General features: G+C 71.5%; 17 protein-coding genes. 13 read left to right on the top strand and 4 right to left on the bottom strand.

All coding sequences use genetic code 11. The features are described from left to right. Window positions 1–195: 195 nt before the first annotated feature. Together OHB04_RS21470 and OHB04_RS21465 are read right to left on the bottom strand one after the other, a co-directional pair. Window positions 196–921 (bottom strand): hypothetical protein, encoded by a 726-nt coding sequence (locus OHB04_RS21470; RefSeq protein WP_326689334.1) that lies wholly within the window; start codon window positions 919–921, stop codon window positions 196–198. Window positions 922–1,201: 280 nt separating this feature from the next. Beyond that, on the bottom strand, window positions 1,202–1,954 hold the full coding sequence (locus OHB04_RS21465; protein WP_326689333.1) for a bifunctional DNA primase/polymerase: 753 nt from the start codon (window positions 1,952–1,954) through the stop codon (window positions 1,202–1,204). A gap of 641 nt (window positions 1,955–2,595) precedes the next feature. On the opposite strand from OHB04_RS21465, the gene OHB04_RS21460 reads away from it, so the two are divergent. The 3 genes from OHB04_RS21460 (at window position 2,596) to OHB04_RS21450 (ending at window position 7,210) form a co-directional block, all read left to right on the top strand. Next, window positions 2,596–4,161, top strand: a complete 1,566-nt coding sequence (locus OHB04_RS21460) for a PP2C family protein-serine/threonine phosphatase (protein ID WP_442814909.1) — start codon at window positions 2,596–2,598, stop codon at window positions 4,159–4,161. Window positions 4,162–4,371: 210 nt separating this feature from the next. Next, entirely contained in the window at window positions 4,372–5,811 is a 1,440-nt protein-coding gene (locus OHB04_RS21455) for an aminopeptidase P family protein (RefSeq protein WP_326689331.1), read from the top strand. A 100-nt stretch (window positions 5,812–5,911) separates the two neighbouring features. Further along, on the top strand, window positions 5,912–7,210 hold the full coding sequence (locus tag OHB04_RS21450) for a PP2C family protein-serine/threonine phosphatase (protein ID WP_326808053.1): 1,299 nt from the start codon (window positions 5,912–5,914) through the stop codon (window positions 7,208–7,210). Between the two features lie 43 nt (window positions 7,211–7,253). On the opposite strand, the gene OHB04_RS21445 is transcribed toward OHB04_RS21450, so the two are convergent. Further along, a complete protein-coding gene (locus OHB04_RS21445) occupies window positions 7,254–7,697 on the bottom strand; it encodes an ATP-binding protein (protein ID WP_326689329.1) in 444 nt (147 codons plus the stop codon). A gap of 325 nt (window positions 7,698–8,022) precedes the next feature. Between OHB04_RS21445 and OHB04_RS21440 the strand changes: the two genes are divergently transcribed. From OHB04_RS21440 to OHB04_RS21400, 9 genes are all read left to right on the top strand, one after another. Continuing rightward, window positions 8,023–8,946, top strand: coding sequence for a hypothetical protein (locus OHB04_RS21440; RefSeq protein ID WP_326808052.1), 924 nt, complete (start codon window positions 8,023–8,025; stop codon window positions 8,944–8,946). A 227-nt stretch (window positions 8,947–9,173) separates the two neighbouring features. Then, window positions 9,174–9,905, top strand: coding sequence for a YcnI family copper-binding membrane protein (locus tag OHB04_RS21435; protein WP_326689327.1), 732 nt, complete (start codon window positions 9,174–9,176; stop codon window positions 9,903–9,905). Between the two features lie 158 nt (window positions 9,906–10,063). After that, a complete protein-coding gene (locus OHB04_RS21430) occupies window positions 10,064–10,732 on the top strand; it encodes an SCO family protein (RefSeq protein ID WP_326689326.1) in 669 nt (222 codons plus the stop codon). Further along, the gene (locus OHB04_RS21425) at window positions 10,729–11,250 is read left to right on the top strand and encodes a copper chaperone PCu(A)C (protein WP_326689325.1); all 522 of its coding nucleotides are present in this window, start codon (window positions 10,729–10,731) and stop codon (window positions 11,248–11,250) included. The genes OHB04_RS21430 and OHB04_RS21425 overlap by 4 nt, the downstream gene beginning before the upstream one ends. Next, window positions 11,247–13,490 carry a copper resistance protein CopC gene (locus tag OHB04_RS21420; RefSeq protein WP_442814908.1) on the top strand — a complete coding sequence of 748 codons (2,244 nt, stop codon included), beginning with the start codon at window positions 11,247–11,249 and terminating at the stop codon, window positions 13,488–13,490. The genes OHB04_RS21425 and OHB04_RS21420 overlap by 4 nt, the downstream gene beginning before the upstream one ends. A 31-nt stretch (window positions 13,491–13,521) precedes the next feature. Further along, the gene (gene efeB, locus OHB04_RS21415) at window positions 13,522–14,928 is read left to right on the top strand and encodes an iron uptake transporter deferrochelatase/peroxidase subunit (RefSeq protein WP_326689323.1); all 1,407 of its coding nucleotides are present in this window, start codon (window positions 13,522–13,524) and stop codon (window positions 14,926–14,928) included. Between the two features lie 43 nt (window positions 14,929–14,971). Beyond that, window positions 14,972–15,901, top strand: coding sequence for a prephenate dehydratase (pheA, locus tag OHB04_RS21410; protein WP_326689322.1), 930 nt, complete (start codon window positions 14,972–14,974; stop codon window positions 15,899–15,901). A gap of 610 nt (window positions 15,902–16,511) precedes the next feature. Continuing rightward, window positions 16,512–17,789 carry a serine--tRNA ligase gene (gene serS / locus OHB04_RS21405; RefSeq protein WP_326689321.1) on the top strand — a complete coding sequence of 426 codons (1,278 nt, stop codon included), beginning with the start codon at window positions 16,512–16,514 and terminating at the stop codon, window positions 17,787–17,789. Next, window positions 17,786–18,610: an HAD family hydrolase gene (locus OHB04_RS21400; protein ID WP_326689320.1), complete on the top strand. Its 825-nt coding sequence runs from the start codon at window positions 17,786–17,788 to the stop codon at window positions 18,608–18,610. The genes serS and OHB04_RS21400 overlap by 4 nt, the downstream gene beginning before the upstream one ends. A 212-nt stretch (window positions 18,611–18,822) precedes the next feature. On the opposite strand, the gene OHB04_RS21395 is transcribed toward OHB04_RS21400, so the two are convergent. Beyond that, window positions 18,823–19,824: a helix-turn-helix transcriptional regulator gene (locus tag OHB04_RS21395; protein ID WP_326808051.1), complete on the bottom strand. Its 1,002-nt coding sequence runs from the start codon at window positions 19,822–19,824 to the stop codon at window positions 18,823–18,825. Window positions 19,825–19,933: 109 nt separating this feature from the next. Here OHB04_RS21395 and OHB04_RS21390 point away from each other — a divergent pair, with 109 nt between their 5' ends. Next, on the top strand, window positions 19,934–21,922 hold the full coding sequence (locus OHB04_RS21390) for a TIGR03086 family metal-binding protein (RefSeq protein ID WP_326808050.1): 1,989 nt from the start codon (window positions 19,934–19,936) through the stop codon (window positions 21,920–21,922). The last annotated feature ends 354 nt before the right edge of the window (window positions 21,923–22,276 follow it).

Genomic DNA, 22,276 nt, shown 5'->3' with positions numbered 1-22,276 from the left:
CACAGGTGAATCGGCGTCTGGATATGGGCGATCGAATTTGCGAACGGCCGATCTCTTGTTACCGTTCTAGGTGCCCGGTCGCTGGTGCATCCCCCGTCGCCAGCGACCGGGTTTTTCTCTGTCCGGACCCAGCGCGGCCTCCGGCCGGGCCCGAGTCCGGTGCGGACCGGCCCTGACGTCACGGGACGCCCGCGCCTAACTCCCCGGCTGCTTGGGGGAGTTGCTTCCGGAGCGCAGCAGGCGCCGCTCCCCGTCCGCCGAGGCGACCTCCGCGACCGCGGAATACGGACCCTTCTCCGCCGTGTCGTCAGCTCCGCCGCCCGAGTGCCGTGGCGTCTCACAGATCCCCGGCTCGTCGGCCGCGGGCATCGTGCAGTGCACCTGGACGGTCCGGCCGTCGGGGCGCATCAGAGTGAGAACGGCCGGCAGCTGTCCGTTGGTCGCGTTCCTGTAGTACGTCCTCGCCCAAGTGTCCTCATCCTCGGTCAAGACGCAGGTCTGGGCCTCCACACCTTCGGGTGAGGCGATTTCCGGACCGCAGGAGGAGGCAGGCCGGGAGCCCCGGCCGTCGGCCCGGCCGGCCGGCTCCGGAACGTCAAGCCCGGAGGGCGACTTGCCCTCGTCCCTGGCGGCCCCGTTCTCCGTATGCCCGCCGTTCTCCGGGTGCCCGTCCGACGAGGGGCCGCGTTCGGTCCCCCCGGCGTGCCCGGAGCCTCGCTCCGTGTCGCGCTGGGGGTCTGACGGGCGCTCACCGCGCTCACCGCCGCCGAGCCCGGTACGGGCGGCCTCGGATGCCTCGGACGCCAGGCGTGCGTCCTCACCCGCGACAGCTGCGGCGAGCGGCAGCGCGACGGCGAGCGCGACCGTACTGGCGAGCGTGACCACGCGGAGCCGGGACGCGCGCGGTTGCGGCTGGTGCATGAGGGACCCACCTGGGACTGGAGGAATGGAGGGGGAGAGGGAGCGAAGAGAGGCGCGGGCGGGCGGAGACGCCATGCCGGTGGGGTGAACATATCGGGGGAAGGGGCGCACACCGCCGTCCGGCCGCCCGTTTCCCGTACAACTGCGGCCAGCTCGTACCCGTACGAGTGAAGATGCGGGGGGCGTACGCCCCCCGCATCTCGGCACCTCTCGCGCGCCAGCGGCACACCCTGCACAGCGCGTGACGCCCACCGCCGACGAGCCGGCGGGCCGACGCGCGTCAGTAGGCCAGCCTGCTCCCCGAGTCGGGGGTGGCGGCGCTCTCCTCGATCAGCACATCGAGCAAATTCTCCATACGGGGCAGCCAGGGCTGCTCCTTCGTCCCGCGCTCCGGCTGCCGCTCCCAGCGGACCCTTCCGGCCCCGGTGCGGGAGGCGGGCAGCGCCACATATCCGCCGTCCCCGTGGAAGCGCAGCGAACTGGGCACCCGGTCCTGCGCGTACAGCAGTTCGCCCAGCTCCTCGATCGCGTACGGCTCCACCAGCACCGAGAAGCGGGTGGGCGTGGCGATGACGGGGCCCAGCCGCACCCCGGTGCGCTCGAACTTGGCCAGGGCGCGCGCTCCGGCGACCGCGGGCAGGCTCAGGGCGCAGGGCGCGGTGCCACCGGTGGCCAGGATGACTGGCGCCTCCGGTCTGTTGGTCCACCACCAGCGCACCATCGCCGCGTCCGTGGTGGCCGCCAGCAGCACCGGGTCGAAGGGATGTGCCCCCGGCACCACGCACTCCGGGTCCAGGCACGAGCAGGACGCCTGTTCCCCCTCGGCGAGCATCTGTTTGGACTGGCGGCGGGTGGGGGAGGGAGCAAGAGCCGCGCCTGGCACGACGGGCCACTGCCACTCGGTGGCAGCGGTAAGCGCCATGCTTCGCATCGGTGACCTGTGGGAACGCCGTCGGGGCCGCGCCCAGAGCCTTCGGCCCGAGAGCTGCCCCCAGACCCAGAGGGAGCGTCGCCTTCCGAGGATCTCGCGCATGAGCGCTCGTTCCTTTCCGTAAACGCCAACTGACCGTCTCGTCCGAGATCTAGCCCATAAACACCGCGTGGATCGTTCGTGACCTTGCGTGCCGAACAGCGCATCATGCCGCGGGCCGAGCGTGAAACGTGGCGTGGGGTGGCGCGCGCATGGCGTTCACGCTGTGGACTGCCACCTGTGCCGGTGCTGCTCGTACTTGCTCGTTACTTGCCGAGAACTGCTCGTAATCCGCTCGTACCGCGCCTGTGCTGCCTGGTGCAATCCCGCCAAGAGGAGGCTGGGGCGGGCCCGCTGCTACCTAGGACGCCATGTCTCCCCACAGGGTTCCGTACCCGCAGCAGCTGTGCCAACGCGCTGCCGAATGGCCTCAGTCGACAGCAGTATGCATGTCACGTGAGCGGTTTTGCGCCAATCTCCGTACGCCCCTGCTTGCCCCCGTGCATCGGAGCCCTCTCACGGAAACCCTCGGCACCGCAAGACCAGTGCTGGACATCCCGTCAACAGTGTGTGTACATGTAGTGGCATTGATAGCGGAGCAGCATGACATGGGGGTTTGCGATGCTGTTGGAACCGTTCAAATGCAGCGTAAGCCGCCGCCCATGACCTCCCCGCGCCTGCCGAAAGTGGCTGGAATCCAACCGGTGCTTTCCCCACCCTCGCAGACTGCCCCCTCCCCTGCCGGGGGTTCTCCGGCGGACCGGACGACCGATTCCGAGCGGTTCCGCGACCCGGATCAGGTCACCGACCATGACCGGATCTGCGACCTCTCCTCGCTCCACGACCTGACCACGCGGCTCGCGCGCACCGATTCGCTCGACTCCGCGCTCCACGAAACGCTGCGCGCGGGCGCCACCCTGCTCGGCGCACGCCGCGGGCTGGTCGCTCTCGAACCCGGCACCGACCCGCGCGGCGCCCCCGCGGTCCCCGGCGCCCGGGGCGCGAGTGCCTCTGGTGCCTCCGGTGCCTTCGGCGGCGCCGACACCTTGCCCGAGCGCACCATCGGCCTCGGCCTCGAACACGCGGACCTGAGCCAGATCGAGACGGTGCCCCGCGTGTCCGCCGCCTACGCCCGCGTCCTCGACCGCGAGAGCGGGGCGGATGGGGCAGGGTCCGCGCCGCCGCGCGCCGACGCCGCGTCGCAGGACACCACGTCACCGGATGCTCCTGGGGACACCGCGGCACCGGATGCCGGGGCACGGTGCACCGGGGCACCGCCCTCCGCTTCGGCCGCCCGGTGCGGCATCGCCTGCCCGGACATCGCCGCCGACCAGGAACTCTCCCCCCGTCATCGCGAGGTGGCCGCGCGGCTCGGTTACGCCGCCACCTACGCCGTACCCCTCATCACCGACGGCGGGACCCGGCTGGGGGCCGCCGTCTGGCTCTATGACGAGCCGGGCGAACCCACGGCACGACAGCGGGAACTGGTCGGCAGCTATCTGCGGTACGCCGCCGAGCACTCGGCCCGGCTGGGCGAGCTGGCCCGTAACCGTGCCGCCATGGCCACGCTGCAAGAAGAGCTGCTGCCCAGCGCCCTGCCCCGGGTGCCCGGCGTCACGCTCGCGGCGCGCCACCGTACGGGTCCGGGCGGGGGCGGCGACTGGTACGACGCGCTGCCGCTGCCCGAACGCGCGCTCGGGCTCTCCGTCGGCGGCGTCACCGGTGGCGGGCCCGCCGCCGTCGCGGCCATGGGGCGGCTGCGGGCCTCGCTGCGGGCCTACGCGGTGATGGAGGGCGAGGATCCCGTCGCGGTGCTCTCGGATCTCGAACTGCTGCTGCGGCTGACGGAACCCTCGTGCTCGGCGACCGCGCTGTTCGCCTACGTGGAGCCCGCCAGCCGCAAGGTGCTCCTCGCCGGGGCGGGGCACTGTCCGCCGTTGATCGTCGGGCCGCACCGGATCGAGCCGGTGGAGACGGCCGTCTCGGCGCCGTTGGGCATGCTGGCCTGCTGGGAGGCGCCCAGCGCCGAGGTCGTCCTGCGCGAGGGCGAGACCCTGCTGTGCTACACGGACGGGTTGCTGCACCGCACCGGAGACTCCATGGACCGGGCCTTCGCCCGGCTGCGGTCGGCGGCGGCGAGCGCGCCCCGCGCCGCGCACCAGGATCCGGACGTGCTCGTCGAACATGTGCTGCGCACGGTGCTGCCGGGCCGGCTTGCCGAGCAGAGTGATCACCCCGAGGACGTCGTCCTGCTGGCGGCCCGCTTCTGAGAACGGGCTCACGCGGGCCTGCTCCTGGGCCGCCGCGACCCGCTCTTGGATCGCGCCCAGCCCGTTCCCGGGACGCTCCGGTTCGCCCGTTCCGCACGGCGCGCCGTCCCGCGCGCCGTGAAACTGAACGTCACACCCGCACAGCTCTGGACCAGCCGCGTGCCGCCCATACGATGGAAGGTGGTTTTATCCGTCAAAGAGGAGGCACACGTGACAGACGCCGCTGAGGAGCAGCCGATCAAGCAGCGGAAGAACGGCCTGTACGCGGGGGTCTCCGACGAGCTCGCCGAGAACATGAAGACGGGCTGGGCGGACACCGAGCTGCAAGGGCTGGAGCCGATCGCGCAGGCCGGCGAGGCAGCCGCACGCCGCGCGAAGCTCTCGGCGCGCTTCCCGGGCGAGCGCCTCGTCATTCCCGCGGGGAACCTCAAGACCCGTTCCAACGACACGGAATACCCCTTCAGGTCGTCCGTGGAGTACGCGTACCTCACCGGCAACCAGACGGAGGACGGCGTGCTCGTCCTGGAGCCGGCCGGTCCCGGCGGGCACTCCGCGACGCTCTACCTCCTGCCGCGCTCCAACCGCGAGAACGGCGAGTTCTGGCTCGACGGCCAGGGCGAGCTGTGGACCGGGCGGCGGCACAGCCTCACCGAGAGCGAGAAGCTCTACGGCCTGCCCTGCGCCGACGTCCGTACCGCCTCCGACGTGCTGCGCAAGGCGAGCGGCCCGGTGCGGGTCGTGCGCGGACACGACGCCGGGATCGAGGCGGCGCTGGCGGACAAGACCACGGCCGAGCGCGACGAGGAGCTGACGGGCTTCCTCTCCGAGCTGCGGCTGGTCAAGGACGAGTTTGAAATCGATGAGTTGCAGAAGGCGGTCGATTCGACCGTGCGCGGCTTCGAGGACGTCGTCCGCTCCCTCGACAAGGCCGAGGCCACCTCGGAGCGCTACATCGAGGGCACCTTCTTCCTGCGCGCGCGGGTGGAGGGCAACGACATCGGCTACGGCTCCATCTGCGCCGCCGGACCGCACTCCACCACGCTGCACTGGATGCGCAACGACGGCCCGGTGCGCTCCGGAGAGCTGCTGTTGCTCGACGCCGGTGTGGAGACCCACACCCTCTACACCGCCGATGTGACCCGCACCCTTCCGGTCAACGGCCGCTTCACCGAACTCCAGCGCAAGATCTACGACGCGGTGTACGAGGCCCAGGAGGCGGGCATCGCCGCCGTCAAGCCGGGTGGGAAGTACCTCGACTTCCACCGCGCCGCGCAGCGCGTGCTGGCCACCAAGCTCGTCGAGTGGGGTCTGGTCGAGGGTCCCGTGGAGCGGGTGCTGGAGCTGGGCCTCCAGCGCCGCTGGACGCTGCACGGCACCGGTCACATGCTCGGCATGGACGTGCACGACTGTGCGGTCGCCCGGCGCGAGACCTACGCCGACGGCACGCTGGAGCCGGGCATGTGCCTGACCGTCGAGCCGGGGCTGTATTTCCAGGCGGACGACGAGACGGTGCCCGAGGAGTACCGAGGCATCGGCGTGCGCATCGAGGACGACATCCTGGTCACCGCGAACGGCAACCGGAACCTGTCGGCGGCGCTGCCGCGCACGAGCGCCGACGTCGAGACGTGGATGGCCGAGCTGAAGGCGTGACCGGCCGCACGCGCATGAGCTGGGCACGCTGACGGGGCGCGTCGCGCCGCGCCTCGGCCGGGCGCCGAGCCCCGGCCGCTCAAGAGGAAGAGAGCACGCATTGGTCTCCCGGTTGCGGGCCGGACTGCTGTCCGCGTTTCCCTTCCTCGCCATGGGCGTCGTCGGCGCCGTCGACCTCACCGGCGGGCCCGGGATCGGGCTGCTGCCGATGATGGCGCTCGGCCCGGCCTTCGCAGGGCTCACCGGCGGCAAGCGGCGCACCGCGCTGGTCGGCGCGCTCGCGATGGCGCTGTCCATCGCGCTCAGCTTCTACAACGACCAACTCGGCGAGCGGCGCGGCAACGCGACGCTGATCTCCGTCGCGGGCGTCTCCGTCGCCGCGCTGCTGGCCACCGCAATGCGGCAAAAACGCGAGGCGGAGCTGGCCAACGTCCGCTCCATCGCCGAGGCGGCCCAGCGGGTGCTGCTGCGCCCGGTGCCCAGGGGTGCCGGGCGGCTGCGGGTCGCCGTCTCGTACACCTCGGCGGTCGCGGAGGCCAGGATCGGCGGGGATCTGTACGAGGTCGTCACCTCGCCATACGGCGTACGGCTCATCGTCGGTGATGTCCAGGGCAAGGGGCTGGAGGCGGTGGAGACGGCGGCGGTCGTGCTCGGCGCCTTCCGCGAGGCCGCCTACGACGAGCCCGATCTGCTGGCGGTCGGGGAGCGGCTGGAGCGCGCGCTGTCCCGGCACCTGCTGGGCGAGAAGTTCGTGACGGCGGTGCTGGTAGAGGTGCGCGAGGAGGGGCGCGCAGCCGGTGCGGTGGGCGTACGTGAAGGGGGCGTACGCGGGGAGGTTGTGGGCGCGGGCGTTGTGGGCGCGGAGGTTGTGGGCGCGGAGGTTGTGGGCGCGGATGTGGAGGTCGCCCGCGAGGAGGGGTCCTTGATGGCGGGGCGTCTTCTGGAGGGCTCACCCGGGGGCAGCGGGGGGCGTACGGAGACCGCCACGCTCCTCAACTTCGGCCATCCGGCGCCGCTGGCGGTACGCCACGACGGCAGCGTGCACTTCGCCGAGCCGCCGCAGCGCTGTCTGCCGCTCGGCCTGGGGCTGCACGGGATCGAGCCGCCCAAGCCGCACCAGGTGCCCTTCGCGCCCGGCGACCAGCTGCTCTTCTACACCGACGGCGTCACCGAGGCCCGGGACGCCGACAACCAGTTCTACCCCCTCGACCAGCGCGCCCACCTGCTCAAGGACCCCGACCCCGAAGGGGCGCTGGAGGCCGTACGGCAGGACATCCAGGAGCATGTGCGCTCGCCGCTGAACGACGACGCGGCCATGCTGCTGCTGCGGTACCGGGACGTGGGACTGCTGCCGGCGCTCGGGGAGGCGGGGGAGGCCGACGTGTTCGTCCGGGAGTGATCCAGACCGCGGGCTTCGGGCTCAGGGCGCGGTCAGGAGGCGGTCAGGACGCGGTCAGGAGTGAGCCCTCGGGGCGGGCGAGGACCTTGTCGAAGCTGACGACGGCGCCACGGCTGCCCGGCCGGTTGCGGAAACGGACGTGATCGGCGAGGGACTCGATCAGGAACAGTCCGCGCCCGCTCTCCGCCTCGCCCGCACCGGTCATCGGTTCGGATTCGGTGGGGAAGCCCGGCCCGGTGTCGGCCACCTCGATGCGGCAGCGATTGCCCTCCAGGTAGGCCGATACTCGATACGCACCGGCCCTGCCTCTGGTATCGGTGCCGTGCTCGACGGCATTCGCACACGCCTCCGACAGGGCGAGGGACATGTCGTAGGCGATGTCGGGATCGACGCCCGCCGCCTCCATGGAACTCAGCAGCAGGCGCCGCGCGAGCGGCACACTGGCGGCTTCGCGCCGTAGCCGGAGAGACCACCACAGGCTGCTCATGCTCACCCTCCACGCGGCTCGACACACGGAATTACCTATTGCCTGGGGCGAGGAGCACTACGCGGCACCATCGCTATGCCCCCCGTACGGCGGAAGCGGCGGAGGCCAGGCGCGTGCGAGAAGACCCACGTGCGGGTACAGCGGGAGCACGCGGCGCGTACGCACGCCCCCGGGCCGCCCGCGCGGACTCCCCGCGCGGACCCGGTGTGACGCTGCCTCCTCACCGGATGCTCCGCCGGTTCTCCTGACGGGCCCTCCAGCCGGACTGGAGCGGGGCGGCCCTGCCGTATACCGGTCGTACAACCGGTGAGATGATGGCGCGGCCATGACTGCCGGTGCGGACCTGAGACTGCTGCGGGCTGCGGTGTTCGCCGCGGTCTGCGTCACCGTGTCCGCGGCCGGGCACATCTTCGCCGCGGGAGTCGGGGTTCCCTTCTTCTCGCTGGCGCTGGGCTTCGCCTGTGTGTTCGCAGTGGCTCTGGTGCTGGGGCGGCGCGAGCGTTCGCTGCCGGGCATCGCCGGGCTCCTGGCTCTGGGCCAGATCGGCCTCCACCTCCTCTTCTCCGCCGGACCGCACTCGGCATCCGCCGGCGGTATGACGGCGGGCTCGGGCGGCGCGGGCGGGGCGGGCGGCTCCGGCGGCGGGGTCAAGGCGCTCGCCGGGAAACTGCTGTGCAACGACAGCGCGATGGGCATGTCCGAGGCGCAGGCCCATCGCGTCGTCGCACGCGCCGGGCTCTCCCCCGATGCCGCCCAAGCCGCTTCGGGCGGCCACACGGTACACGGGAGCGCGGTACACGGAAGCGCGGCCCACGGTGGGTCCGGGCACGCGGCGCACGATGCCGCCGCCTCCTCCCTGCCCTTTCCCGAGACCCCGTTCGACTGCCTGCGCGACGCCGCGCGGGCCGCGCTCGGCACGCTCGACGTCCGGATGCTGCTCGCCCACCTGTTCGCGGCGCTGCTGCTCGGATGGCTGCTGCGTCGGGGCGAGGCGGCCCTCTGGCGGCTGTTGCGGCTCTCGGCGGACGTGGCGGCGGTGACGGACGAGGTGGTGGCCGCACGCGCGCTGCGGCTGGCCTTCGCCTTCGTCCGGGCGCTGCACGCGGGGCTGCTGCCGTGGGCTCCCGTACGCGTCGGCTTCCGGACCCCGCGCGAGGAGCTGGCGCCCCGGTCCGTCGCCCTCCAGCACTCGGTGCACCGGCGCGGCCCGCCGGCGACGCGGAACGACGCGTTCGCCCTCGCGGCCTGAAGCGCCTGTCCCACGTCAGTTCCTGAACGCCCGCTCCTGAAGCGGGCGGCACAGCCATGACAGCGGCGGGTGCGGGGCCGTCCTGCGCACGCGCGTACGCACGCCGCGTTTTCTCCCGGCATCCGGCTCCTCACGCACGCGATGTCCGCGATGCCACGCCATGTCATGTCATGCCACTACGTCCTGGGCCATCCAGGGCGTCCTGTGTCACTCAGGAGCGCACACCGATGAAGATCACCTACCGCCGCGCCGCGACCGTCTCCGCGCTCGCCGCCGGTGCCGTCCTGCTGGTCGCCGGACCCGCCTCGGCGCACGTGAGCGTCGACCCGGAGGAGGCCGCGAAGGGCGGCTACAGCGTCGTCAACTTCAAGGTCCCCAACGAGCAGGACAAGGCCTCCACCGTGAAGCTGGAGGTCACCTTCCCCACCGACCACCCGCTGGCCTCCGTCATGCCGCAGCCGGTGCCCGGCTGGGACGTGAAGGTCGAAAAGAAGAAGCTCGACAAGCCGATCGAGATGCACGGCGAGAAGATCACCGAGGCCGTCTCCAAGGTCACCTGGACCGGCGGCAAGGTCGAGCCCGGCCGGTTCCAGCAGTTCCCCGTCTCCATGGGCCAACTGCCCGAGGACGCCGACCAGCTCGTCTTCAAGGCCCTCCAGACCTACGACGACAAGGAGGTCGTACGGTGGATCGAGGAGCCGAAGGAGGGTGCGGCCGAGCCCGAGCACCCCGCTCCGGTTCTGAAGCTCACCGCCGCCGAAAAGGGTGAATCCGGCGCCGGCGACGCCTCGTCGGACGACGGAAAGTCGACGGAGAAGGCCGCGGCCTCCTCGGATTCCGACTCCGGTTCCGGTGACAGCTCCGACACCACCGCGCGCGTGCTCGGCGGGGCCGGCATCGTCGTCGGGATCGCGGGCGTCGCCTTCGGCGTCCTGGCCGGGCGCCGCCGCAACGCCTGACCCAGCCCAGCCCCTGCCCTCCGTGGCGGTGCGGCCCCGCACCGCGGCCCGGCACGGCGCCCCCGTACGGCGCGCACTCCCGTGTGCCCGTACGGGGCGCGGACGTGCTCCGGCGTGCGCGCCGGGCCGCACCGCCCGCAGCACTTTGGAAACGCACTATGCGCACAACGAGAACAGCCACGACAGCCGCCGCGTTCGCCGTGGCAGCCGCCCTCAGCCTCACCGCCTGCGGCGGCTCGGACGGGTCCGGCGGCAAGAGCGCCGCCGACAAGCCCGCGACGGTCGAGAAGCAGAAGAAGGGCGGCGCGGTCCTCGACCAGCCCTTCGAAAAGCCCGACCTGACGCTGACCGACACCCACGGCAAGTCCTACGACATGATCGAGGAGACGAAGGGCCACCCGACGCTCCTCTACTTCGGCTACACCAACTGCCCGGACATCTGTCCGTTGACGATGAGCAACATCGCGGTGGCCAAGTCCAAGCTCCCCAAGGACGAGCAGAAGGACCTGCGCGTCGTCTTCGTCACCTCCGACCCCAAGCGGGACACCCCCAAGGAACTGGGCAAGTGGCTGCGCGGCCAGGACCCCTCCTTCATCGGGCTGACCGGGGACTTCGCCACCATCCGGGCGGGCGCGCGCAGCGTGGGCGTCAGCCTTGAGCCCTCGTACAAGAAGAAGAACGGCGACGTCGTCTCCACCCACGGCGCCCAGATGCTGGCCTTCTCCCCCAAGGACGACAAGGCCCACGTCCTCTACACGGAGGGGAACACCACGCCGGAGATCCTGGAGAAGGACCTCCCCAAGATCATCAAGGGAGAGAACCCGTGAGCCCGCGCCACCCCCGCCGTCCGTACCGCCGCGGCTTCTCCGGTGCCGCCGCCGTCGCCGTGGGAGCCGCGCTGACGCTCGCCCTGGGCGCCTGCTCGTCCACTGACGACTCCGGCGCCGGCGGTCCGGACGCGAAGAAGGGGGACGGCCGCCCCGAGCTGAAGGTCAGCGGCGCCTATGTGCCGCAGCCGCCCACGGACAAGATGGCCGGCGGCTTCCTGACGGTCCGCAACGGGGGAGCCAAGCCGGACAAGCTCACCTCCGTCTCCAGCGACATCGCCGGGGAGGTGGAGATCCACGAGACCGTCAAACAGCGGATGCGCCAGGTCAAGTCGCTGAAGGTGCCCGCCGACGGCGCCCTCGAACTGGGCAGGGGCGGCAACCACCTGATGCTCATGGATCTCAAGCGCAAGCCGGTCAAGGGCGACGAGGTCACCTTCATCCTGCACTTCGAGAAGTCGGGCCCCGTCACGGTCAAGGCTCCCGTCGAAGCGACGAACTACACACCCGAGAAGTGAGGTTCGCAGGCGTGCCGTACACCACCGCACAAGGACGAGGCTGTCGTGCGCGTACAGCCCTTTCCGTCATACCCCGCGCCCTGCTGGCCGCGCTGCTGGGCGCCGTGGCGCTGCTGGGCGTGGTGGCGACAGCCACGCCCGCGTCGGCGCACGCGGTACTCACCGGCAGCAGTCCGGCGGAGAGCGCGGTGGTGCGCGGCGCGCCGCCCCGGCAGGTCACGCTCGACTTCTCCGAGGGCGTGGCCATGTCGGACGGGGCCATCCGCGTCCTGGACCCGCGCGGCAAGCGGGTCGACACCGGCAAGGTCCGCGACACCGGCAAGGGCGGCGCCGTACAGCGTGCGGTGGCGCTCAGGCCCGGCCTGGTCAAGGGCACCTACACCGTCGCCTGGCAGGCCGTCTCCGCCGACAGCCACCCCGTCTCCGGCGCCTTCACCTTCTCCATCGGCAAAGCGTCCAAGACGTCGGCGACCGTGCCGGGGCAGGACGCTGACGCGGGCGGCGGGTCCGTGGGCGCGCTCTACGGCACCGCGCGCTACGCCGCCTACGCGGGCTTCATCCTGCTGGTGGGCGGCGCCGCCTTCGTCCTGCTGTGCTCCTCCCGTGCCGCCTCGGCCCGCGCCGTTCAGCGGCTGACGATCACCGGATGGGTCACGCTGACGGCGGCCACGCTGGTGATGCTGCTGCTGCGCGGCCCGTACACCGGTTCGGGAGAGCTGGCCGATGTGCTCGACCTCGGCGGGCTCAAGGACGTGGTGTCCACCAAACCGGGCGCCGCGCTGGTCTCCCGGCTGCTGCTGCTCGCCGCCGCCGCGCTGTTCGTCTCTGTGCTGTTCGGGGCGTACGCGAAGCGGCCCGAGGGGGAGGACGGGGCGGATGCGGCCTATAGGGCGGAGAGGGCGGATACGGCGGAGGGGGCGAGTGTCGCCGGCGATTCCGGCGTTTCCGGCAGCTCCGGAGTCTCCGGCAGCTCCGGTGACTTGAGCGACGCCTCCGATGCCTCCGACGCCTCCGACGCTGATGAGGCGGCTGCGGAGAAGGAGGCGGCACGGACGCAGCGGGACCTGCTGTACGGGCTGTCCATCGGCGGCACCGTCGTCGCCGCCGGACTGGCCGCGACCTGGGCCATGGCCGAACACGCCTCGACCGGCATCCAGTCCGCGCTCGCCATGCCCGTCGACGTGCTCCACCTGCTGGCGGTCGCACTGTGGCTGGGCGGTCTCGCCGCGCTGTTCGCACTTCTGCGCTGGGGTCCGGCGCCCGGACGGGAGACCGTGGCGCGCTTCTCGCGGCTCGCCTTCACGAGCGTCACCGTGCTGGCGGCGACGGGCCTCTACCAGTCCTGGCGGCAGGTCGGCTCGTGGAGCGCGCTGACCGGTACCTCCTACGGCCAGCTGCTGCTCGTGAAGGTGGCGCTGGTCGCGCTGCTGGTGGGCGTCGGGTGGATATCGCGCCGGTGGACGGCACGGCTGGCGGAGAGCCCCGAGGAGGAGCGCGCGGAACGGGCGGCTGCCGAGCGGGCGGCTCCGGCCGCATCACGGACGGCTGTCCCGGGCAGGCGCAGCGCGGAACGGGTCGCCGTCGGCGCCTCCCGGAACGGTGGCGCACCGGATGAAGGCGAAAATGGCGGCGCTGGTGCCGGAAAGCGTGCTCCCGCCGACCCGGTACGTGCCGCGCAGCTCGCCCGGCAGCGGGCGGCCTCCAACGCCGCCAGGCGGCGGCAGGAGCGCGACGCCGACCCGCGGCGCAGCGGGCTGCGCCGCTCGGTGCTGACAGAGGCCGCCATCGCCGTCATCCTGCTGGCCGTCACCACGGTCCTCACCAGCACCGAGCCGGGGCGTACGGAGGAGCAGGCGCGCGCGGCGGGCAGTGCGACGGCGCGGCAGCCCGGCGGCCCGGTCGATGTGAAGGTGCCGTTCGACACCGGGGGCGCGCGCGGCAAGGGCACCGCCGAGTTGGAGATCGACCCGGGCACCAGTGGCGACAACACCCTTGAACTGCGCACCACCCGCCCCAGCGGCGAGCCCCTGGCGGCTCCCGAGGTAAAGGTCGCCCTCACCCTGCCCGCCAAGGACATCGGGCCGCTCCCCCTCACGCCGGAGCCGGTCCGTGGGGAGAAGGGGCACTGGAGGGCGAAGGGGGTGCAGCTTCCCATGGCCGGAAAATGGAAGATCGCGGTGACGGTGCGCACCTCGGACATCGACATGGTCACCGAGACCACGACCGCGACCATCGGCTGAGCGAGCCGGACCGAACGGAACGACCGGAACAATGAGCACACAGCGCAACGACAAGCGGGGCAGCGGCCCCGGGCGAAGCAGGTCCGGGACCGGGAACGGGACCGGGACCGGAGACGGGGCCGGTACGGGCCCCGGGGGCGACGCGGCAGGGGCGGGAGAAGCCAGGGCGGGCGAGGCCGGAGCCTCGGACGGTGCTGCCGCCGGGGCAGGACGGTTCTCGCGGCGCCGCCTGCTGGGGACGGCCTCGGCCGCCGGCGCCACTGGGCTGGCGCTCGGCGGCGCCGGGGGCGCCTACGCGCACTCCGCGGTGCAGGACTCTCCTCCCACGCCTCTGACGAGCCTCGGCTCGACCACCGTGCCCTTCCACGGCACCCACCAGGCGGGCATCCTCACCCCCGCGCAGGCCCACGGTCACCTCGTCGCTTTCGACCTCGTACCGGATGCCGGGAGAAAACAGGCAGCGGCCCTGCTGCGGCGCTGGTCGGAAACGGCCCACCGGATGATGCGGGGGAAGCCCCCCGTGGGCGGGGAGCACGACACGGGCATCGCCCTGGACGCGGGCCCCTCCCGGCTGACGGTGACCTTCGGCTTCGGGCGGACCTTCTTCACGCGGACGGCTCTCAAGGAGCGGCTGCCCACGCAGCTCGCGCCGCTGCCGGACTTCTCGGCCGACGCCCTGGACAAGAAGCGCTCGGACGGCGACCTGTGGGTCCAGATCGGCTCCGACGACGCCCTGGTCGCGTTCCACGCGCTGCGTGCCCTCCAGCGTGAGGCGGCGGGCACAGCGCGGCCACGCTGGCAGATGACGGGCTTCAACCGCTCCCCCGGCGCCACCGACCGCCCCAGGACGACCCGCAATCTCATGGGGCAGATCGACGGCACGAACAACCCCGAGCCGGATGAGAAGAACTTCGCCGAGCGCGTCTTCGTCCCCGCATCCGGTCAGCCCTCCTGGATGGCCGGAGGCTCCTACGTGGTGATGCGGCGTATCCGGATGCTGCTCGACGAGTGGGACAAGCACTCTGTCCACGACCAGGAGAAGGCCATAGGCCGCCGCAAGTCCGACGGCGCTCCCCTCTCAGGAGGCGCCGAGCACACGGAGCCCGACCTGGACAAACGCGGCAAGGACGGCTCGCCGCTCATCGCCGCCGACGCGCACATCCGCGTCACCTCCCCGGACTCCAACAGCGGGGCGGCCATGCTGCGCCGTCCCTTCTCCTTCCACGACGGCTTCCGGGACGACGGCGCACCGGATGCCGGACTGCTCTTCCTCGCCTGGCAGGCGGATCCGCTGCGCGGCTTCGTCCCGGTGCAGCGGAAGCTCGACCGGGGGGACGCGCTCTCGCGCTTCCTGAGGCATGAGGCCAGCGCGCTGTTCGCCGTTCCTGGCGGGCCGCGTGAGGGCGAGTACGTGGGTCAGCGGCTGCTCGAAGGCTGAGATCGGCGCACGGGGGCGCCGTGGCCGCGACTAACGTGGCCGCATGTCACCTGCGAGCCGCTATACGTACCTCGGTCCCGAGGGGACCTTCACCGAAGCCGCGCTGCACACCCTGCCCGAGGCCGCCACCCGCCAGCTCACGCCGATGGTCTCGGTCCCGGCCGCCTTGGACCCCGTACGCAACGGCGAGGCGCAGGCGGCTTTCGTGCCGATCGAGAACTCGGTGGAGGGCGGGGTCACGGCGACCCTGGACGAGCTGGCGAGCGGCCGTCGGCTGATGATCTACCGCGAGGTGCTGCTGCCGATCGCGTTCGCGCTGCTGGCGCGGCCGGGCACGAGCCTGGAGTCGGTCAAGACGGTGACCGGGCATCCGGTGGCGCAGCCGCAGGTGCGCAAGTGGCTCGCCGAGCACCTGCCGGAGGCGCTGTGGGAGTCGGCGGCCTCCAACGCGGACGGCGCCCGGCTGGTGCAGGAGGGCCGCTACGACGCGGCGTTCGCGGGGGAGTTCGCCGCGGCGACCTACGGCCTGGAGCCACTGGTCACCGACATCCACGACGCGGAGAACGCGATGACGCGCTTCGTGCTGCTGGGCCAGCCGGCCCGGCCCTCGGCCCCGACGGGCGCCGACAAGACCTCGGTGGTCTTCTGGCTGCGCAGGGACCATCCGGGCGCGCTGCTGGAGGTGCTGCACGAGTACGCCTCGCGCGGGGTCAACATGATGCGGATCGAGTCGCGGCCGACCGGCGAGGGCATCGGCCGCTACTGCTTCTCGATCGACTGCGAGGGCCATGTGCAGGACCGGCGGGTGGGGGACGTCCTGATGGGGCTGAAGCGCTCCTGCCGCGAGGTGCGCTTCCTCGGCTCGTATCCGCGCGCCGACGAGCAGCCGCCCACGCTGCGTTCGGGCACCGCGGACGAGGATTTCGTGGCTGCTGCCGACTGGCTGAGCCACTGCCTCGACGGTCGGGAGTGAACGGAGAGCGTCCCGAGTGAGCGCGGATCGGCGCGGGGTGAGCGCCTGTCGACGGCGGGTGAGCGCCGGTCGGCGCGGGGTGAGCATGGAAGAGCGGTGTGTGCACAGGCTCGGCAAAGTTATCCACAGGGCTGGGTGCCGACCTGTGCACAAGTCGACAGACAAACCGGACTCTGTCGACAAAGCAGCATGCAGACCGCATCTCCGTCCACAGCGCTCAGGTCCCGCCTCGTCACCGCAATTCCCTTGATCAACTCGTTGGAGTGAGCTAATCCCGCTCGTTTGAGTGTGTATTTCGGGTTTGACGCGGGAATTCTGCGCCAGCCGAACAGTCACCGGAACTCACCGCTCCAATTTCCACAGCAGTGCATCCAAGCCTGTGGAAAAGCCTGCGGACGACCCGCACCGCTGTGGATAAGTCAGAGGGAAACCCGTCCCCAACTGCCCCCATGGGAGCCCGAGTCAGGCTGCCGCCTCGGCGCTTCCCGTATACGGCGAATTCCCCCGAACCCCTCTTCCGGATGGCCCGGCAAATACCTCAATACGGACAAAACATGCGCAAAGCCATATGGATTCGAGAGGCCCGGGTGCCCACCGGTACCCTGGGCGAGTGATTGACCTTCGCCTGCTCCGTGAGGACCCCGACCGTGCGCGCGCCTCGCAGCGTGCCCGTGGAGAGGACATCGGCCTCGTCGACGCGGTGCTCTCCGCCGACGAGCGGCGCAGGTCCTCCAGCGTCCGCTTCGACGAACTCCGCTCCGAGCAGAAGCAGCTCGGCAAGCTCATCCCCAAGGCGCAGGGCGAGGAGAAGGCGGAGCTGCTACGCCGCACGGGCGAGCTGTCCACCGCTGTGAAGGCCGCCGACGCCGAGCAGGACGACGCCGCCGAGGAGACCCAGCGGCTGCTGCGTCAGCTCGGCAATCTCGTACATCCGGACGTCCCGGTGGGCGGCGAGGAGGACTTCACCGTCCTGGAGACGATCGGCGTCCCCCGTGACTTCGGAGCCGAGGGCTTCGAGCCCAAGGACCACCTGGAGCTGGGCCAGAAGCTCGGCGCCATCGACGTCGAGCGCGCCGCCAAGGTGTCGGGCTCGCGCTTCTACTACCTCACCGGAATCGGCGCACTGCTGGAGCTGGCTCTCGTCAACGCGGCCATCGCGCAGGCGAACGAGGCGGGCTTCACGCCGATGCTGACTCCCGCGCTGGTCAAGTCGCAGGCCATGGAGGGCACCGGCTTCCTCGGCCAGGCCGCGCAGGACGTCTACCGCCTCGACAAGGACGACCTGTATCTCGTCGGCACCTCCGAGGTGCCGCTGGCGGGATACCACATGGACGAGATCATCGAGGCCGACCGGCTGCCGCTGCGCTACGCCGCCTTCTCGCCGTGCTTCCGGCGCGAGGCCGGTACGTACGGCAAGGACACCCGCGGCATCTTCCGCGTCCACCAGTTCGACAAGGTCGAGATGTTCTCCTACGTCGCGCCGGAGGACTCGGAGGCCGAGCACCGGAGGCTGCTGGAGTGGGAGAAGGAGTGGCTGACCGGACTCGAACTGCCCTTCCAGGTAATCGATGTGGCCACCGGTGACCTGGGGGCCTCGGCCGCGCGCAAGTTCGACTGCGAGGCGTGGATCCCCACCCAGGGCAAGTACCGCGAGCTGACCTCCACTTCGGACTGCACCCAGTTCCAGTCCCGCAGGCTCTCCATCCGGATGCGCGACGGCAAGCACGTGAAGCCGCTGGCGACGCTCAACGGGACGCTGTGCGCGGTGCCCCGCACCATCGTCGCCCTGCTGGAGAACCACCAGCGCGAGGACGGCTCGGTGTGGCTGCCGCCGGTGCTGCGGCCCTATCTGGGCGGACGCGAGGCGCTGGAGCCGGCCGCCAAGTGAACCAGGACAGCGGCCCGGCCTTCCCCTACCGACTGATCGCCACCGATCTCGACGGCACGCTGCTGCGCTCCGACGACACCGTCTCGGAGCGCACCCGCGCCGCGCTGAGCGCCGCGTGCGCGCGCGGTGCCGTCCACGTCGTGGTCACGGGCCGGGCCGTCCCCTGGACCAAGCACGTCCTTGAGGACCTCGGGTACCGGGGCCTGGCGGTGTGCGGCCAGGGCTCTCAGGTCTACGACGCGGGCTCCGGCCGGCTGCTGACCTCCGTCACGCTCGACCGGAGAGTGGCCGAACTGGCCCTCGCCAAGATCGAGAAGGAGGTCGGCCCCCTCGCGCTGGCCGCCTCCCGGGACGGGGTGGACGGCGAGGTCGTCGTCGGTCCCGGATACCGCGTGCGGGAAGGGCCGCTGCCCTCCGTCCCGTTCGAGGACCGCGCCGCGCTGTGGGCCCATCCGCTCAACAAGCTTTATCTCCAGCATCCGGAGCTCGACGACGACGCGCTGGCGAAGGCCGCACGGGAGGCCGCCGGAGACCTGGTGGCCGTCACGATGTCCGGCGAGGACATCGTGGAGATGCTGCCCCTCGGTCTCAGCAAGGCCAAGGGCCTCGCCCTGGCAGCCCGCCGCCTGAAGGTGCACTCCGCCGAGACGCTCGCCTTCGGCGACATGCCCAACGACATCCCGATGTTCGCCTGGGCCGGCCACGGCGTCGCCATGGAGAACGCCCACGAGGAACTGCTGTCGGTCGCCGACGAGGTGACGTCCTCGAACGACGAGGAAGGCATCGCGCTCGTCCTGGAGCGCCTCCTCGGAGAGAGCTAGCAAGCCCGGTCCCGCTGCCTTGGCCCGGTGGGCCGTGCGGTGGGCCGTGCGGGCCACTCCCGTCGCCACTGTGAACAGCTCGCCCGACCGCGCCGGGTTCGCCGTGCTGATGAGGGCCGCGCTGCTGACACGGGCCGCGGCGCTTTCACGCACTTCATCCGCACGGCCCTGCGGGCGCGGTCGGAGCTGGGGAGGGGCCCGCTGGGCGGGGCTCAGTCCCAGCCGTCGTAGAGCGGGGCGACCTCGGGGGTCTCCCCCGTCTCGTACAGCGCGGTGACCCCTGCCGCCCTGCGGGCCATCTCCTGGCGGGCCTCGGGCGGCTCAAGGACCTCCACGGACGTGCCGAACTGGAGCAGCTGACTGATGGCGGGGAGCACGGAGTAGGCGACGCGCACGGTGATCCAGTCGCCTTCCACGTCGGTATCCGGTGCGTCGGCGAACATGGGGCCGACGATGCGGGCGAACATGTCGAACCTCGTGCGGTGCACCCGCACCGTCACCTCGGCCGCCCTGGGCCGCTCCTCGACACGACGGCGCAGCGCCTCCCAGGCATCGGCCAGCTCCACCCCTGGGCGACGGCGTACGGGAGCCTCGACCAGCTGCGCGGCACCGATGCGGTCCGCGCGGAAGAGCGCGGGCCTGCGCTGCCGGTCGGCCACGAGATACCAGACACCTGCCTTGCTGACGAGGCCGTAGGGGTCAACGGTGTAGGTGTGCTGCTCGGGGCTGCCGCCGTGGCGGTAACGGATCCGCAGCCGCTGGTCGGCGAAGACAGCGGTATGCAGCACATCAAGGTCGACCTCGGACCGCGGACCGGTCAGCCAGCGGCCCGGGTCGATCAGAATCCGGCGGCTGGTCAGCTCCGCGGCGGGCCGGTGCGGCGCCGGCAGCGCGGCCATCACCTTGCGCAGCGCCGAGCCGAGCGCGCTGTCCAGGCCGAGCGCCGCGTGGGCGCCCTGCGCCGCCAGCACGAACAAGGCACGCGCCTCGTCTGTCGTCAGCCCGGTCATATCCGTGCGGTATCCGGGCAGCAACGCGATGCCGCCGTGCCGCCCCCGCTCGGCGTAAACCGGCACTCCGGATACCGAGAGCGCCTCGATGTCGCGGTAGATGGTGCGGGCCGAGACCTCCAGCTCCGCCGCCAGCTCGGCGGCGGGTATCCGCTCGCGCGTCTGGAGTATGAGCAGGATGGACAGCAGCCGATCGGATTTCACGTACTCCAGAGTGCCGGAAATTAGTTGACGATAGTTGTCAAGTTTTGGCGGGAGACTCTTCCCGGAAGCCGGTCCCGGACGGCAGGGCCGGACAGACGGAGGAGCGAACGTGAGCGCCACACCTGTGATCCCCGACCCCCGGCCGGTGTACGAGCGTGCGGCCGGACAACTGGCCACGCTGATCGCCGCCACCCGGCCCGGCGACCTGGACGCGCCGACGCCCTGCGCGGAGTACGACGTGCGCTCGCTGCTCGGCCACGTCAGCAGCGGGGCCACACGTGTCGCGAACGCGGCCGAGGGGGGCACCTCGGAGGGCGAGGACGTGCCCGTGTGGACGGCGGACCTTCCGGCCGACCGCTGGTCCCGGACGTATGACGAGGCGCGCGCCCGGATGACGGCCGCGTGGGCGGACGACGAGAAGCTGGACGCGCTGGTGACCGTGCCCTGGGGACGAATGCCGGGCCGGATCGTTCTGGCGGGCTCGGTGATGGAAACGGTGGCCCACAGCTGGGACCTTGCCGAGGCCATCGGCTGGGAGGACCCGCTGGACCCTGAACTGGGTGAGTTCGCGCTGGCGGCGGCACATCAGGCGCTGCCCGCCGAGGGACGCGAGCACGCACCGTTCGGGGAGGTTCGCGAGGTACCGGAGGACGCCGATGTGTACGCACGGCTGGCGGCCTGGCTGGGCCGCGATCCGGAATGGGACGGCGGGGGCGTCCGGGGGAGCGCGCGGGAGGGTCTGAGTGCGCTCAAGGACGCGGTGCGCGGCAGCGTGCTCGTACCGGATGACGAGGGATACGACGAGGAGCGCGGCGGTTTCCAGCTGGGGGCCTGGCACCGCCCCGAGGTGCTCGTCGCGGCACGGAACGCCGAGGACGTTCAGGCAGCGGTCGACTACGCGCACCGGCACGGGCTGCCGCTGGCCGTACAGGCGACCGGGCACGGTCTGAGCCGGGCCGCGAGGAAGGGCGTGCTGATCAGCACGCGCCATATGACGGGCATCCGGATCGACGCGGAGGAGCGCACGGCGTGGATCGAGGCAGGGGTTCGCGCGGCCGACCTGGTCGCCGAGGCGGCCCGCCACGGCCTCGCCCCGGTCAACGGCTCGGCGCCCGGTGTCGGCGTGGTCTCGTACACACTCGGCGGCGGAGTCGGGCTGCTGGGACGGCAGTTCGGGTACGCGGCCGACCACGTGCGGCGGATCGACCTCGTCACGGGTGACGCGTGGGCGCTCCAGGTGACCGCTAAGAGCGACCCGGAGCTGTTCTGGGGTCTGCGCGGGGGAGGCGGCGGCTTCGGGGTGGTGACGGGCATGGAGATCGGGCTCGTACCCGTGGAGCGGATCTTCGGCGGCAGGCTCGTCTTCGACGGCGGCCAGGTCGCCGAGGAGGTGCTGCGGACGTGGCAGGCGTGGACCGCGTCGGTACCCGAGGAGCTGACCTCGGCGGTGACGCTGCTGCCGATGCCCGACTTCCCCGGGGTGCCCGAGCCGCTGCGTGGCCGCTACCTCGCACAGGTGCACATCGCCTTCAACGGCTCACCGGAGGAAGGCGAAAAACTGGTCGGGCCGCTGCGTTCGATCGGCTCCCTGCTGGTGGACGAGCTGCGGGAGATGCCGTACGCGGAGTCGGCCACGGTCTTCAGCGAACCGGATACTCCGCGCTCCTACCGCAGCACCAACCTGCTGCTCTCCGACGCGCTGGAGGGTGACGTGCTGCGCACCGTGCTGCGGGAGGCGGGACCGGACGCCGAGGCGATGTGCGTGCTGGGCATGCGTCACCTGGGCGGCGCGTTCTCCCGTACTCCGGAGGTGCCGAACGCTGTGAGCAACAAGGAGGCGGCCTATCTGCTGGGCGTGCTCTCCCCGTTGGAAGGACCGGGCGAGGAGGCGGTGCGCGCGTTGCACGAGAGGGTGCTGTCCCCGGCGCACGACCGGATGGCGGGCCGCAGCCTCAACTTCCTCTACGGGCCCCAGGACGAGGAGACCGTACGACCCGTGTTCGGAGAGGAGACGACGGTCCGGCTGAAGCGCCTGAAGGCCGCACACGACCCGAAGGGCATCCTCCAGTTCAACCACTGGGCTCCTGAGCGAGATTGAGGCGCCGGAAGCCCGGAGGCGGGCAGGGGTGTGGCTCCGGCAGGGGTGTGGCTCCGGCAGGGGTGTGGCTCCGGCAGAACAGGCCCGGGGCGTACACCGGTACGCGGCAGAACGCGATCGCGCCGATGGGGAACGTCAGCGTGATCGCGTAACTGTACGACCGTCGCATCGTTGTACTTGTCGCGCGGAGGCGACTGGAGAAGATGCGACGAGCGAGCGTGAAGTAGCGGTCACCGGTTGAGGCTTGGCCCGAGAAAGGCCCCTTGCCGGTCGTGGGGTATGTGGAAGACATGAGCTGATCTCCGCTCCTGGCTCCTGGATACGGACACCTGACGGCCCCCAGGTGATCGGGGT

The organism is Streptomyces sp. NBC_01775 (genome assembly GCF_035917675.1).
GTDB lineage: Bacteria > Actinomycetota > Actinomycetes > Streptomycetales > Streptomycetaceae > Streptomyces.
Note: the sequence above shows the minus strand (reverse complement) of the source record. Positions and strands in the feature narration are given on the sequence as shown.

What these genes read in the sequence shown, in the direction of transcription:
- OHB04_RS21470 (WP_326689334.1), bottom strand. Translation starts at nt 921, where the DNA reads ATGCACCAGCCGCAACCGCGCGCGTCCCGGCTCCGCGTGGTCACGCTC.
- OHB04_RS21465 (WP_326689333.1), bottom strand. Translation starts at nt 1,954, where the DNA reads ATGCGCGAGATCCTCGGAAGGCGACGCTCCCTCTGGGTCTGGGGGCAG.
- OHB04_RS21445 (WP_326689329.1), bottom strand. Translation starts at nt 7,697, where the DNA reads ATGAGCAGCCTGTGGTGGTCTCTCCGGCTACGGCGCGAAGCCGCCAGT.
- OHB04_RS21440 (WP_326808052.1), top strand. Translation starts at nt 8,023, where the DNA reads ATGACTGCCGGTGCGGACCTGAGACTGCTGCGGGCTGCGGTGTTCGCC.
- OHB04_RS21435 (WP_326689327.1), top strand. Translation starts at nt 9,174, where the DNA reads ATGAAGATCACCTACCGCCGCGCCGCGACCGTCTCCGCGCTCGCCGCC.
- OHB04_RS21430 (WP_326689326.1), top strand. Translation starts at nt 10,064, where the DNA reads ATGCGCACAACGAGAACAGCCACGACAGCCGCCGCGTTCGCCGTGGCA.
- efeB (WP_326689323.1), top strand. Translation starts at nt 13,522, where the DNA reads ATGAGCACACAGCGCAACGACAAGCGGGGCAGCGGCCCCGGGCGAAGC.
- pheA (WP_326689322.1), top strand. Translation starts at nt 14,972, where the DNA reads ATGTCACCTGCGAGCCGCTATACGTACCTCGGTCCCGAGGGGACCTTC.